The sequence below is a fragment of the Hymenobacter sp. B81 genome, assembly GCF_044628455.1.
GTDB lineage: Bacteria > Bacteroidota > Bacteroidia > Cytophagales > Hymenobacteraceae > Solirubrum.
This window is the reverse complement of sequence record NZ_JBIYZW010000003.1, coordinates 161,006-174,042: the sequence shown is the minus strand read 5'-3', so window position 1 is coordinate 174,042 and position 13,037 is coordinate 161,006. Positions and strand designations below refer to the sequence as shown.

14 protein-coding genes are annotated in these 13,037 nt (G+C 63.6%); 11 read left to right on the top strand and 3 right to left on the bottom strand.

Translation table 11 applies throughout. The annotated features are described in order from the left end of the window. Positions 1-56 precede the first annotated feature (56 nt). The 3 genes from ACE191_RS17700 to ACE191_RS17690 all read left to right on the top strand — a co-directional run bounded on the left by ACE191_RS17700 (position 57) and on the right by ACE191_RS17690 (position 3,056). The gene (locus ACE191_RS17700) at positions 57-1,430 is read left to right on the top strand and encodes a peptidylprolyl isomerase (protein ID WP_400193567.1); all 1,374 of its coding nucleotides are present in this window, start codon (positions 57-59) and stop codon (positions 1,428-1,430) included. 108 nt (positions 1,431-1,538) lie between these two features. After that, the gene (locus ACE191_RS17695) at positions 1,539-2,504 is read left to right on the top strand and encodes an AAA family ATPase (protein WP_400193566.1); all 966 of its coding nucleotides are present in this window, start codon (positions 1,539-1,541) and stop codon (positions 2,502-2,504) included. Between the two features lie 87 nt (positions 2,505-2,591). After that, positions 2,592-3,056: a hypothetical protein gene (locus ACE191_RS17690; RefSeq protein WP_400193565.1), complete on the top strand. Its 465-nt coding sequence runs from the start codon at positions 2,592-2,594 to the stop codon at positions 3,054-3,056. Positions 3,057-3,229: 173 nt separating this feature from the next. Here ACE191_RS17690 and ACE191_RS17685 read toward each other — a convergent pair whose 3' ends face one another. Beyond that, on the bottom strand, positions 3,230-4,114 hold the full coding sequence (locus ACE191_RS17685) for an SDR family NAD(P)-dependent oxidoreductase (RefSeq protein WP_400193564.1): 885 nt from the start codon (positions 4,112-4,114) through the stop codon (positions 3,230-3,232). A gap of 140 nt (positions 4,115-4,254) precedes the next feature. Between ACE191_RS17685 and ACE191_RS17680 the strand changes: the two genes are divergently transcribed. After that, positions 4,255-4,848, top strand: coding sequence for a GNAT family N-acetyltransferase (locus tag ACE191_RS17680; protein ID WP_400193563.1), 594 nt, complete (start codon positions 4,255-4,257; stop codon positions 4,846-4,848). On the opposite strand, the gene ACE191_RS17675 is transcribed toward ACE191_RS17680, so the two are convergent. Continuing rightward, entirely contained in the window at positions 4,845-5,948 is a 1,104-nt protein-coding gene (locus ACE191_RS17675; RefSeq protein WP_400193562.1) for a hypothetical protein, read from the bottom strand. The two genes, ACE191_RS17680 and ACE191_RS17675, sit on opposite strands and share 4 nt — an antisense overlap. 203 nt (positions 5,949-6,151) lie before the next feature. Here ACE191_RS17675 and recA point away from each other — a divergent pair, with 203 nt between their 5' ends. The 4 genes from recA (at position 6,152) to ACE191_RS17655 (ending at position 10,484) form a co-directional block, all read left to right on the top strand. Next, the gene (gene recA, locus ACE191_RS17670) at positions 6,152-7,240 is read left to right on the top strand and encodes a recombinase RecA (protein WP_400193561.1); all 1,089 of its coding nucleotides are present in this window, start codon (positions 6,152-6,154) and stop codon (positions 7,238-7,240) included. Positions 7,241-7,477: 237 nt separating this feature from the next. Next, positions 7,478-8,317, top strand: a complete 840-nt coding sequence (locus ACE191_RS17665) for a DUF3108 domain-containing protein (RefSeq protein ID WP_400193560.1) — start codon at positions 7,478-7,480, stop codon at positions 8,315-8,317. 285 nt (positions 8,318-8,602) lie between these two features. After that, positions 8,603-9,307: a response regulator transcription factor gene (locus tag ACE191_RS17660; RefSeq protein WP_400193559.1), complete on the top strand. Its 705-nt coding sequence runs from the start codon at positions 8,603-8,605 to the stop codon at positions 9,305-9,307. Positions 9,308-9,419: 112 nt separating this feature from the next. Then, positions 9,420-10,484: a sensor histidine kinase gene (locus ACE191_RS17655; protein ID WP_400193558.1), complete on the top strand. Its 1,065-nt coding sequence runs from the start codon at positions 9,420-9,422 to the stop codon at positions 10,482-10,484. Between the two features lie 83 nt (positions 10,485-10,567). Here the strand turns inward: ACE191_RS17655 and ACE191_RS17650 are convergent, their stop codons facing one another. Beyond that, positions 10,568-10,750 carry a hypothetical protein gene (locus tag ACE191_RS17650; protein ID WP_400193557.1) on the bottom strand — a complete coding sequence of 61 codons (183 nt, stop codon included), beginning with the start codon at positions 10,748-10,750 and terminating at the stop codon, positions 10,568-10,570. A 135-nt stretch (positions 10,751-10,885) separates the two neighbouring features. On the opposite strand from ACE191_RS17650, the gene ACE191_RS17645 reads away from it, so the two are divergent. From ACE191_RS17645 to ACE191_RS17635, 3 genes are read left to right on the top strand one after another with little or no spacing between them, the layout of a single operon-like run. Then, complete coding sequence (locus ACE191_RS17645; protein ID WP_400193556.1) at positions 10,886-11,137, top strand: hypothetical protein; 252 nt, start codon at positions 10,886-10,888, stop codon at positions 11,135-11,137. 34 nt (positions 11,138-11,171) lie between these two features. Continuing rightward, positions 11,172-11,912: a hypothetical protein gene (locus ACE191_RS17640; protein ID WP_400193555.1), complete on the top strand. Its 741-nt coding sequence runs from the start codon at positions 11,172-11,174 to the stop codon at positions 11,910-11,912. A gap of 38 nt (positions 11,913-11,950) precedes the next feature. Beyond that, positions 11,951-13,036: a hypothetical protein gene (locus ACE191_RS17635; protein ID WP_400193554.1), complete on the top strand. Its 1,086-nt coding sequence runs from the start codon at positions 11,951-11,953 to the stop codon at positions 13,034-13,036. The last annotated feature ends 1 nt before the right edge of the window (position 13,037 follow it).

Here is a 13,037-nt window from a genome sequence, read left to right as displayed (position 1 = left end):
GCGGTTGGCCCGGCTAGCTTTTGCCGGCGCGCCGACCTGGTTTTTGTAACGTGAACATGATGCATATTTTTCGCCCGGCCGCTACGGCGCTGCTGGTGCTGCTCGCGGCCGCTGCGGCCCAGGCCCAGGCGCTGGCCGGCTTATCCCGCCCCACCAAGCAAATTGCCGACGGCATCATCGTGAAGGTGGACAACCAGATCGTGCTGCGCTCGGAGTTGGAGGGCATCTACTTTCAGCAGCAGCAGCAGGCCGAAGGCAAGCCGCTGCCGCCCAACCTGCGCTGCCAGATTCTGCAGTCGCTCACTCTCAACAAGCTGCTGCTGGCCAAAGCCGAAACCGACTCGGTGGTGGTGAGCGAGGATCAGGTAAACGGGGAGCTGAACCGCCGCATGAACTACTTCGTGCAGCAGATCGGCTCGGAGAAAAAGCTGGAGGAGTACTACAACAAGCCCCTGCGCCAGCTTAAGGAAGAGCTGCGCAGCCAGGTGCACGACCAGCTGGTGCAGCAGAAGATGCAGGAGGAAATTGCCGGCAAGGTTACCGTGACGCCCCGCGAAGTGCGCCAGTTCTTCGGCCGCATTCCCAAGGACAGCATCCCCTACTACTCTACTGAGGTGGAAGTAGGCCAGATTGTGAAGCTGGCCAAGCCCGACGACAAGGCCGAGCAGGCTACCGTGGCCAAGCTCAACGAGCTGCGCGCCCGTATTCAGGGCGGCGAGGACTTTGCCACCCTGGCCCGCGAGTTTTCCGAGGACCCCGGCTCGGGCAAGGAAGGCGGCTACCTGGGCTTCTTCAAGCGCCGCGAGCTGGTGCCCGAGTACGAGGCGGCGGCCCTGCGCCTGGAGCCGGGCGGCCTCTCGCCCATCGTGAAGTCGCAGTTTGGCTACCACCTCATTCAGCTCATCGAGAAGAAGGGCGACAGCTACAGCACCCGGCACATTCTGCTCAAGCCCGCCACCGGCAGCACCAACGTGTCGGCCGCCGCTACCGAGCTCAGCAAGCTGCGCACCCGCATTCTGGCCGACAGCATCTCGTTTGCCAAGGCCGCCAAGGACTTTTCCGACGACAAGCAGAGCGGCGCCAACGGCGGCCTGCTGGCCAACCGCGCCGACGGCAGCAGCTTCCTGCCCCTCGACCAGCTCGACCCGGCCATCTTCTTTACCATCGACACCATGAAGGTGGGTAGCATCACCGCCCCGCTGCCCTACCGCACCGACGACGGCAAGGACGCCGTGCGCATCATCTGGCTGAAGTCCAACACCCCGCCCCACCAGGCCAACCTCAAGGACGACTACCAGAAGATTGCCGCCGCGGCCCTGAACGAGAAGAAAAACAAGGCCCTCGACGCCTGGTTCCTGAAGAACCGCGGCACGGTATACCTCGAGGTCGACCCCGAATACTCGGGCTGCTCCCTGCTCAGCGCCGAATAATTAGTTGCCCGTAGTCAGCGGTGGGCCGCCCGGCCCGGCAACCTTCGCCACCCCGGCCCCGACCATAGCCCACTGACTACTCGTAACGCACCCCTGACCACTCATCGAATGCGACAATACTCATCGGATAAGGAAGCAGCCGACGCGCTGGCCCAGGCCTACCAAACGCTGCGCCGGGAAATCGGGAAAGTGATTGTGGGGCAGGACGAGGTGGTGCGGCTGCTGCTGACGGCCGTGTTTTCGCAGGGCCACGCCCTGCTGGTGGGCGTGCCCGGCCTGGCCAAAACCCTGCTGGTGCAAACCGTAGCCGACGCGCTGGACCTGTCCTTCAACCGCATCCAGTTCACCCCCGACCTGATGCCCTCCGACATCGTGGGCTCGGAGACCTTGAACCAGCAGCGCGAGTTTCACTTCGTGAAGGGGCCGATTTTCGCCAACATTATCCTGGCCGACGAAATCAACCGCACTCCGCCCAAAACCCAGGCCGCCCTGCTCGAATCGATGCAGGAGTACGCCGTGACGGTGGCCGGGCGCCGCTACCCGCTGCAGAAGCCGTTTTTCGTGCTGGCCACCCAAAACCCCATCGAGCAGGAAGGCACCTACCCCCTGCCCGAGGCCCAGCTCGACCGGTTCATGTTCAACATCACGCTCGATTACCCCAGCTACGAGGCCGAGCTGCAGATTGTGAAGAACACCACGGCCGACATCAAGCCCACGGTGCAGAAAATCCTGCACGCCGACGACATCGAAGCCTTCCAGCATTTGGTGCGCCGCGTGCCGGTAACCGACAACGTGATTGAGTACGCCGTGAGTTTGGTGCACAAGACGCGCCCCAACACCGAGCGCGCCGCTCCCCGGGCCACGCAGCTGCTGGAATGGGGCGCCGGCCCGCGTGCCTCGCAGCACCTCATCGTGGGAGCCAAGTGCAACGCCCTGCTCAACGGCAAATACTCGCCCGATATCGAGGACGTGCGCGCCGTGGCCCCGGCCATTCTGCGTCACCGCATAGTGCGCAATTTCAAGGCCGAAGCCGAAGGCACCACCGTCGACCAGATCGTAAAAGAACTCCTGTAGTCGTTGATCATTTATCTATTGACATTTATCAAGCAGCAGGAGCGGCTGATAAATGTCAATTGATAAATGATCAATGTTAACTGATAAATGACCCTCATGGAAGTACAAGGCTACTACGAAAGCTTTCCGCGCAACCTGCACATGGTAGACGACGCCCTGCGCGCGGGCCTCGATTTGCGCACCACCGCCCTGGAAGTGTCGCTGCCGCTGGAGGTGTACGTGCTGTGCGAAGTGCTGAACCAGGCCGGCGGGCAGTTCCGCCTGAGCGCCGGGGGCCTGGACTGCGTGGCCGAGTTCAAGCAGCAGTACGAAGCCAGTTTCGACGCCACCAACGCGGCCATGCAGCGCATCCTCGCCGATGCCCGCGCCTACATGCGCACCCCCGAGGGCCGCGTGCTCACCAAGGAAATGCTCATTCGCCGCCTAGAGTTTTTCAACGAAGCCGCCCGCCAGGTGAACGTGATGCGCACCCAGCAGTCCTTGGGCAGCCCGGCCCAGTACCGCCACCCCCATCTGAGCGAGGCCGCCCTGATTTCGACCCTGCCCAGGTAGACAAACCAATAAAGCTCGTCATTGCGAGCGAAGCACCCGGTCCTTTTCGGAGGCTGGGCTGACCGGGCTTGACAAGCTGAAACCTGTCACCCCCATCAATCAACACCGCCCGGCAACTACGCGTGAGTTGCCGGGCGGTGTTGGTTTAAAACCTGCTGTGCTCGCACCAGCACCTACCCCAGATTCTGCCACTGGTCCTGGGGGCGAATTTCGGCGTGGCCGTCCTTGGAGTGCTCCAGGTTTAGCTCGCCGGCCGGCTCCTTTTTCAGCTTGGCCGGCACTTTCTCGCCGTGCGGCCCCTTGGAGTTGGTCACGCCGCCATCCACGAAGTACAGGGCGCCGGTGACGTAGCTGGCTTCGTCGGAGGCCAGAAACAGATACACGTTGGCGACTTCCTCGGGCGTGCCGCGGCGTCCCAGAGGCGGGGCAGCCAGGGTTTCCTTTTCCATCTGGGCCGACATGGGGCCGGTTTCCTGGTGCGTCCAGGCCGTGTCGATGGGGCCGGGGCATACGCAGTTGGCGCGCACGCCCTCCTTGGCCTGCTCGGTCGAAACGCCCTTCATGAAAGCGTGGATAAAGGCCTTGGTGCCGCCGTAGGGGGTGTTTTCGGCAATGCCCATCCAGCCCGCCTCCGAGCCCGCCGACACGATGTTGCCGTGGGTTTTCTGCAGTTCCGGCACGGCCGCGCGCGTCATCATGAAGCAGGAGTAGATGTTGTTCTTGACCATGTACTCGAACGCCTCCACCGGGTACTGGTCGATGGTGGCGGTGGTCGGAAACACGCCCGCGTTGTTGATCAGAATGTCGAGCCGGCCGAACTGCTGCACGGCCAGGCGCACGCAGGCCTCGGCCGTTTCCTGCACCGACAGGTCGCCGGTAAACGCCGCGGCCCGGCCGCCCTGCCGGTTGATTTCCTCGACCACCTCGTGCACGGGGTCTTCCACGAAGCCGGCCACCACCACGGCGGCGCCTTCGCGGGCGAATTTCTTGCTCACGGCCTCGCCGATGCCCGCGCCGCCGCCCGTCACGATGGCGACCTTGCCTTCCAGTCGTTTCATTATCTCAAGAGTTTTGGTTGGGAGTAGATGCCGGGCCGCCGGGCGGCGGCCCCGAGCGGTAACGTGCCGCCGCCCGGCGGGGTTAAACTTTCGGCCGGGGCGTAACCGTTTACCGCCGCGTTGCGTGCAAGCCGGGTACAATGCCTTTACTGCCCGTTCCACCCGCGGCCCCGCTGGCCACGCCCCGTCTGCTGCTGCGCCCCTACGGACCCGCCGATGCCCCGGCCTTCTTTGCCCTGCTCGATGCCGAGCGCCCGCGGCTGCAGCCGGCCTTCCCGCGGCGCATTGCCGCCGTGCAAACCCTGACCGATGCGCAACAGACCCTGCAGGGCTACGCGGCTAGCTGGCGCCAGCGCCGCCTGCTGGTGTGGGGCATCTGGGCGGCCCAAACCCAGCAGTACCTGGGCGACATCAGCCTGCAGCCCGACACGCCCCGCGCCCAAACCGCCGAGGTGGGCTACTACCTGGCCGCCGCCGCCGAGGGCCGCGGCTACGCCCGCGAGGCGCTGCGCCACCTGGCCGACTACGCCTTTCAGCAGCTGGGCACGCAGAAGCTCATTCTCCGCTGCCGCACCGAAAACGCCCGCAGCCAGCGCACCGCCGAAGCCGCCGGCTTCCAGCGCCTCGCCCAGCAGGTAGAGCCCGGCGTGTGGCAGTTCGAGCAGAGCCGGCCACTTGAGCTATCGGAAGTGAAAAGCTTCGCCGAGCGGCCCAGCGGGCCGGTACCGGGCTAGTCGCGGCGCAGCGAGGTCAGGAAGAACTCGTGGTTGAAGTTCAGGTAGGCCCCAAAGGAGAATTCCACTTCGCCGCGGTTGAAATCGTAAAACGGCTCGAAGCGGGTCGACAGCACCAACCCCTCGGTGAGAGTATAGTCGCTGAAAAACCGGGCGATGAGCAGCTGGCGGTTTTTCTCGGTGTAGCCCGGACTGTTGACGGTATAGGAAACCGACTGGTAGAGCGGCCCGCCCAGCGGCGCCACGAAGCCCTGGCCCTGCCAGTACGACAATTGCAGCTTGGTCAGGCGCGTGTCGGTACCCGCGTTCAGGTACAGGCCGGTGCCGCTGGCAAAGGGCAACTCCCGGGTGAAAGAGTAGTCGTTGAAGTACGTGAAGTAGCCGTCGAAGTGCACAGCGTGGAAAAACGACGAGGGCAATTCCTTGCGCACGCGCAGGCCGCTGGCCACGTTGAAAAGCGTTTGCAGGGGCTTGTCGATGGTGTCGATCTGTCCGCCGCGGTGGGTGGCCAGAAACTGAAACGGCAACCGCAGCAGCCAGCCGCGGGTCGAGTCGCGGGCCAGGGTGGCCTCGGCCACCAGCCCGCCGGCTACTTCCTCCTGAAAGTTGCTGAAGCGGTACTGCTGCCGCTGCCAGTCCACCCAGGCGTCCACGTCGAAGCGGCGGGTGTTGAGGCGGTACTGCATGCCTTCCTCCAGGCGGTTGAGCATCACCCGCTCGAAATCGAACAGTGGCTCAACGTAGCCGTGGTTGAGGTGGCCCTCGAGGTTGCCGAACACGATGCGGTGCGGCCCGTGCTGGTAGATGGCCGTGAACACCGGCCGCACCTGCCGCAGCCGGGGCGTGCCGTAATCCTTGTAGAGAAAGATGCCCGCCTCCAACCGCAACCCGGCGCTGGGGAAGTACACCAGGCGCGGCATCAGCTGGGTGCCGTAGTAGGTGCGGCCCTCAAAAATCTTGTTGAAGTACTCGTTGTCCTTGGAAAACAGGAAGCCCTGCACGGCCAGGCGCAGGGAGTGAGCGTACTCCGAGCGCACCGGTAAGTGGTGCTGAAACGCGCGGTTGTCGAGCTGGGCGCGAACGGGTGCGGCCGTAAGCAACAGAAGACCAATAGCTAATAGTTTTAGCAAATATTTTCTCATATATTTATTGCTCGACTGGCACAAAAGCAGGGTCGATTGTGTTAGAAAAAGCTGCCTGCAACGGACGCTGACGGGGTTTTACCGTAACAGTCTGTAGCTTGGCGGCGACGCCTGAACAGCGACTTTCAAACCTACATCATATCTCCCCAACGCCCGCACAAATGGCTGCAACTACGGACAAAACGGTGAACCAAAACGCCGAAAAAATGAAGGCTCTCCAGCTGACCATGGACAAGCTGGACAAGGCTTATGGCAAGGGCACCGTCATGAAGCTGAGCGACAACAAAGTGGTGGACATCCCCGCCATCAGCACCGGCTCGCTGGGCCTCGACATTGCCCTGGGCATCGGGGGCGTGCCGCGCGGCCGCGTCATCGAAATCTACGGGCCGGAGTCCAGCGGTAAGACCACGCTGACCCTGCACATGATTGCCGAAGCCCAGAAAAAGGGCGGCGTGGCCGCGTTCATCGACGCCGAGCACGCCTTCGACAAAAGCTACGCCGAGAAGCTGGGCATCGACACGAGCAACCTGCTCATCGCTCAGCCCGACAACGGCGAGCAGGCCCTTGAAATTGCCGACCAGCTGATTTCTTCGGGAGCCATCGACATCATCGTAATCGACTCCGTGGCGGCCCTGGTACCGAAAGGGGAGCTGGAAGGCGATATGGGCGACTCGAAAGTGGGTTTGCACGCCCGCCTCATGAGCCAGGCCCTGCGCAAGCTCACCGGTACCATCAACAAAACCGGCTGCTGCTGCGTGTTCATCAACCAGCTGCGCGAGAAAATCGGCGTGATGTTCGGCTCGCCCGAAACCACCACCGGCGGTAACGCCCTGAAATTCTACGCTTCCGTCCGACTCGACATCCGCCGCATCGGGCAGATCAAGGAAGACAAGGACAACGTGACCGGTAACCGCACCAAGGTGAAGGTGGTGAAGAACAAAGTGGCACCGCCCTTCAAAGTGGTCGAGTTCGACATCATCTACGGGGAGGGCATCTCGAAAGTGGGAGAAATCCTCGACCTGGCCACCGACATGGAAATCATCCAGAAGTCGGGCTCGTGGTTCAGCTACAACGGCGCCCGCCTGGGTCAGGGCCGCGAGGGGGTGAAAACCATCCTGCAGGACAACCCCGAACTGGCCGACGAAATCGAAGCCAAGGTGCGCCAGAAGGCCAAGGGTGAGCCCGAGGCCGTAGCTGCCGCCATTCCCGTGGACCTGAGCGGCCCCGAGGACGGCGAAGACACGCTGTAAGCATCCCGGCTCATCACACGCAAAAAGCCCGTGGCCCCGTGCCGCGGGCTTTTTTTGTTAGCAGCCGCCCTGGTGCGCCGGCGTATTCGGGCGCAAAACGGGCAAGCGGCCCGGCTTACCCATTTTTACGCGCCCCCGCGCCAATCCTGTCGGAGCGTTGTGCGTACACTAGGCAGATGGTTATCTTTACTGGCACCTGCTTTGCGTAGGGTCCCGAGTCACTTACTCTGTTTGCCCGTGTTCACGCTTTTTAACCGCCGCCGCACCCTGTTGGCCCTGCCCCTGCTATTGGGCGGCGCCGCGCTGGGCCTGACGGCTTTTGCGCCGAACGAGTCGCCCCGCTCGGTGCGCAACGAGAGTTTTGGCCGCGGCGAAGTGGTCAAGTACAAGGTGCACTACGGCCTGATTACGGCGGCCGAAGCGACCATTGAGGTCGACGACGCAATTCAGCGCATCAACGACCGTCCCTGCTACAAGGCCACGGTCACCGGCCGCACCAACGGCTCGTTCGATTTATTCTTGAAAGTGCGCGACACCTGGCGCTCCTACATCGACACGACCAGCATTCTGCCGCAGAAGTTTTTCCGCAACATCGAGGAAAACAGCTACCGCAAAAAGGAAACCGTGGACTTCGACCACCAGCGCGACGTGGTGGAAGTGGAGTCGCGCAAGAAGGATAAGGACCCCAAGCGCAGCACCCACAAGGTGCCCGACAACGTGCAGGACCTGGTCAGCGGCTTCTACTTTCTGCGCACCCTCGACTTCAGCCACCGCAAGGTGGGCGAGCAAATCAAGGTGCAGGGGTTTTTCGACGACGAGGTGTTCGACATGACGGTAACCTACAAGGGCCGCCAGAACGTGGAAACCAAGGCCGGCACTGTGCGGGCCATCCGCCTGACGCCGCGCATGCCCAAAAACAAGCTGTTCCGCGGCGAAGATGCCATTTCGGTGTACCTCTCCGACGACAAGAACAAGATTCCGGTGCTCTTCGAAGCCGAAATGTTCGTGGGCTCGGTGAAGGTGGACATGTACAAGTACAACGGCCTGAAGCACCCGCTGGCTTTAACCAAAAACTAATCACGGATTGCGGCGGACTTTGTAGCCTACCTGAACTGATGACCTGCCACGGCCCGGAGCCGTGGCAGTTTTTTTATGAGGTTACCTGCCGCCGCTGAAGTACCGCAGTGGCAAATCCAGCATTGCTTCACCGGGGCCTGGCGGGCCACAATCGTCTACTGAACCCGCGAAATCCGCTGAATTCGCCGCAATCCGTGGTTCACAAAATGGTAACACGGCTGCTGGCGGGCTTAGCGGTATTTTTGCGGCGGCATTCGCCCCGAGTTCACCTTAGCCGCTACCGCCGTGCAACATTCTCCCGCTTCCGCTGCCTACAAGGTTCTGGTGGTCGACGACGACCCCGACATCGTGGAGCTGCTCGAATACAACCTGCGCAAGGAAGGCTACGAGGTGGCTACGGCTGCCGACGGCCGCAAGGCGCTAGAAATAGCCCCGCAGTTTGAGCCCGACATCGTGCTGCTCGACGTGATGATGCCCCACCTCGACGGCATTGCCGCCTGCCGCGAGCTGCGGGCCCTGCCCCGCTTCAAGGACACCTACATCCTGTTCCTGACGGCCCGCTCGGAGGAGTTTTCGGAAGTAGCGGCCTTCGATGCCGGCGCCGACGACTACCTGAGCAAGCCCATCAAGCCCCGGGCGCTGATGAGCCGCCTGGCGGCCGTGGTGCGCCGCGACCGGGAACCCGCCGCCCCGCTTTCCGACGTTATCGACATCAACGGCCTGCGCATCGACCGCACGGGCTTCGCCGTGTACCAGGACGGCCGCAAAATCTCGCTGCCCAAAAAGGAGTTCGAGCTGCTGGCCTTCCTGGCCGCCGCGCCCCACAAGGTGTTCGGCCGCGACGAGCTGCTGCAGAACATCTGGGGCAACGACGTATTTGTGCTGGCGCGCACCGTGGACGTGCACGTGCGCAAGGTGCGCGAAAAGGTGGGGGAGCATCACATCCAGACCATCAAGGGCGTGGGCTACAAGTTCAACGCCGACCAGTAGCCGGCAGCCAAGTCCCCGGGCTGGTTGGTGCGCCGGCCGCCGAACCGCGGGCGGCGGGTTAGCCTTTTAGGTCAGTCCGCCGCACCTTTGCCCGACCAACTCCCACGCCGCCGTGTTTCGCTTCAACCTCTCGTCCCGGGCCATTGCCATCATCATTGCCCTGCTGGTGGGCGTGGTGCTCACGGCGTACGCCTGGGCTGCGCCCACGCTGCCGTTTCAGCAGGCCGTGCTGGCGGGCGGGGTCACTATTGCGGGCTGCTTTCTGCTGGTGTACCTGGCCTTTGAGGCGCTGATGTTCCGCGAAATCAACAACATCTACGCGGGCCTGGAGCACATCAAGCGCAAGGAGTTCCGGCGGCTGTCCAACAAGTTCCTATTTCGTCCCGAGCCGCTCAAGCGCATGCGGGAGGAAATCATCGACATGGCCACGCGCAAGCAGCGTGAAATCGACGAGCTGCGCCGCCTGCAGCAGCTGCGCTCCGACTTCCTGGCCGACGTGTCGCACGAGCTGAAAACGCCCATTTTCGCCGCTCAGGGCTTTGTGCACACCGTCCTCGACGCGGGCGAAGACGAGGCCTTCATCCGCGAGAAGTTCCTGCTGAAAGCCGCCACGGCCCTCGACGCCCTCGATGCGCTGGTGCAGGACCTGGTGACCATTTCCCAGCTCGAAAAGGGCGTGGTGCGCATGCGCCGGCAGGTGTTCGACTTGGCCCTGCTGGTGCGCGAGATTTTTGAGCAGCTGGAGCTGAAGGCCGCCAAGCGCCACGTTACGCTGGCCCTCCTGCCCGCCGTGCTGCCCGCCAGCGGCGTGCGCGTGCTGGCCGACCGCAACCGCATCCGGCAGGTGCTCATCAACCTTATCGACAACGCCCTCAAGTACGGGCGCGAGCACGGCCACGTGACGGTAACCCTGCAGGAAACCAGCAAGAGCGTGCGCGTGGCCGTGTACGACGACGGCGAAGGCATTCCAGAGGAGCACCAGCACCGCATCTTCGAGCGTTTTTACCGCATCGACAAAAGCCGCTCGCGCGAGTCGGGCGGCTCGGGCCTGGGGCTGGCCATCAGCAAGCACATCGTGGAGGCCCACAAGTCCACCATTCGGGTGCGCAGCGCCGCGGGCCAGGGCACTACGCTCGACTTCAAGCTGCCCAAGCCCCGTCTGCCGCTCAGCGACTAAGCTGCGCCGCTCCCGACAATGCGCCGGCCGGCTTCCTGGGTGGAAGCCGGCCGGCGCGGTTTTGCTGATGAGTGGTTTTGCCGTTAGCTCGACTTGCGGCCCGAGCCACCCGGTTTCTTGCCGCCGCCGTCGTGCTTGTTGACGGTGGCCCAGGCCCGGCGTTCGGCTTCGTCTTCCGACAAGCCCCGCTTTTCGTAGCTGTCTTCGATGTGCTCGGCCTGGCGTTTCTGCTTGTCCGTGTACTTGGACTTATCTCCCTGTGGCATGATTACGGTGCGTTGAAGGTGGGAAAATTCGCGGCAACAGCTTGATGTACGCAATGAGTCGCAGCGGGTTAGCCCGCGGCCGGGGCTGGTGTTGGTTTGGGGTGGTATCTTCGCCCGTTCAATTGCCCCGCTGCCATGCGCCACGTAGCCGATATTCCGCACTCCGACGTCAAAATCACGCTGCTGGCGTGGAACGGCAAGTACCTGCTCAAGCTGGAAAAGGGCATGCTGGAGCAAACCTACAAGGTGAGCGAGCTGGACCTGACCGGCGGCGACGCCGAAGTGCGCCAGCTGGTCGACGACGCCTTCGTGGCCGCCGCCCTGCGCCGCTTCGCCGATATGCGCGACGACCTGCAGGCCGCCCTCGAGCGCCACGACCTGCTGTAAGCTTTTCCGCCCTCCCCTCACTCCGACTCTTCCCATGAAAACCTTCCTATTTCGCCTGCTCGGTTGGTCGCTGCTGGCGGCTGCCCTGCCCACCGGCTCCGCCCTGGCCCAGGTGTACGACGTGCGCACCAGCACCGTGAACGTGGACCGCCGCGAGCGGCCCGCCCTGAAGGTGCAGGTAGAAGGCAGTACCAGCCTGGTGCGCGCCTACTTCCAGGAGTTCATGAAGGATAACTACAACATCCGCTTCAAGACCGGCGGCGTGCTGGGCATTGGGGGCAGCAAGGACGTGCTCACGGCCAAGCAAACGCCGGTGTCGAGCGTATCGGGCAAGCTGCTCGATTTGTACGCCAACATCGTGGCGCCCTCCGACAGCACCGTGGAAGTGCAGGTCTTTGCCGCCTTCGACAACGGCACCACCTGGATCGACCCCGAGCGCACGCCCTCCGAGTTTGCGGCCCTGCGCACCATCGTCAACAACTTTGCCCGCGAGGCCCGCCCCTACTTCTACAAGCAGCAGGTAGCCGAGGCCGAAAAGCAGCTGCAGGAAGCCGAGAAGGAAAAGTCGCGCCTGGAAAAGGACACCAAGACCACCCAGGAAAACACGGCCAGCAACCTGGCCCGCATTCAGCAGCTGCAGGAGCAGAACGAGAAAAATGCGGCCCGCGTGAAGGAAAACGACGCCAAGCTGCAGGAAAACACTACCCTTACCGAACGCCGCAAGATTCTGCTCCAGCGCCGCCGCGACCGGCTGTCGGCCCTCGACCGTAAATAACCCGCCGGCCCTTTCCATCCCCGGGCCCTGCCCTTCTTATGGATAACAACCCGTCGCCCCTCGACACGCTGCGCCAGCTCAAGGAATGGCTCGACGCGGGCACCATCACGCCCCAGGAATTTGAAACGCTGAAGCGCAAGCTGCTCTTTGACGAGAAAAATGCCACCGCCCCCGAAGCTCACCTGATTCCGCCCCCCGTCGACGACCCGCTGCTGCCGCCGGTAGTGGTCGACGAGCCCGGCCAACCCCAGCTCGAGCCCGTCATCCTCGACCCGGTTTCGCACCGGCCCACCGAAGCGGCCTTGCCCCACTCGTCGCCGGCGCCCGCCGACGAGCTATCCGAAGAAGCCTACGAACCCGAACGCCCGGCCAAGCAGCCGCTGGCGACGGTACTCATCGTGGCCGGCGTGCTGCTGCTGCTGGCCGTGGCAGCCTACCTGCTGCTGGGCAACCGCGAGTCGGAGCGCCTGACCAGCGACACGCTCACCGCGGCCGACTCGACGGCCGTGACGGTGGAAGAGGGCCCCCAGGCCGAGCAGTTGGAGCTGCCCCCAGTCGCCGCGCCCGAAACCATTCGGGTGCAGCCCGCCATTCCGCTGCCGGCCCCCGACACCACGCCCGCCGCTACCGCGCCCGGCCCCGAAGCTCCCATCCCGGCTGCAGCCGAGAGCAGCGCCACCAGCGAAGCGGCTATCCGCAGCCGGGTGCAGCGCACGCTCACGGCCCTGTACGCCGACATGGAAGCGGCCCCTTTCAACGCCAGCCAGCACTTTGCGCCCCAGGTTGAGCGGTTTTACCTGCTGCAGAACACCACGCCGGCGGCCATCGAAGACGAGCTGAACCGCTCCCACTTCCCCGAGTTCCTCGAAAGCCAGCTCAGCTACGAGCCCGGCTCCCTGCAAATCAGCCCCGTGGCCGAAGACGGCACCGTGATGGTGCAGTACCAGGAGCGCGGCCGCAGTCTGCGCAAGTCGCGCAACCAGTACCAGCAGACCCTGGCCCAGGTGCGCGCCCGCCTCGACCGCAACGGCAAGCTCACCTATTTCCGCCAGGAGCGCCTGCTCGAAAACAACTTCACCGACGCCGCCAAGCCCGCCCCGGCGGCGCCCGCCGCCACCGAATAAC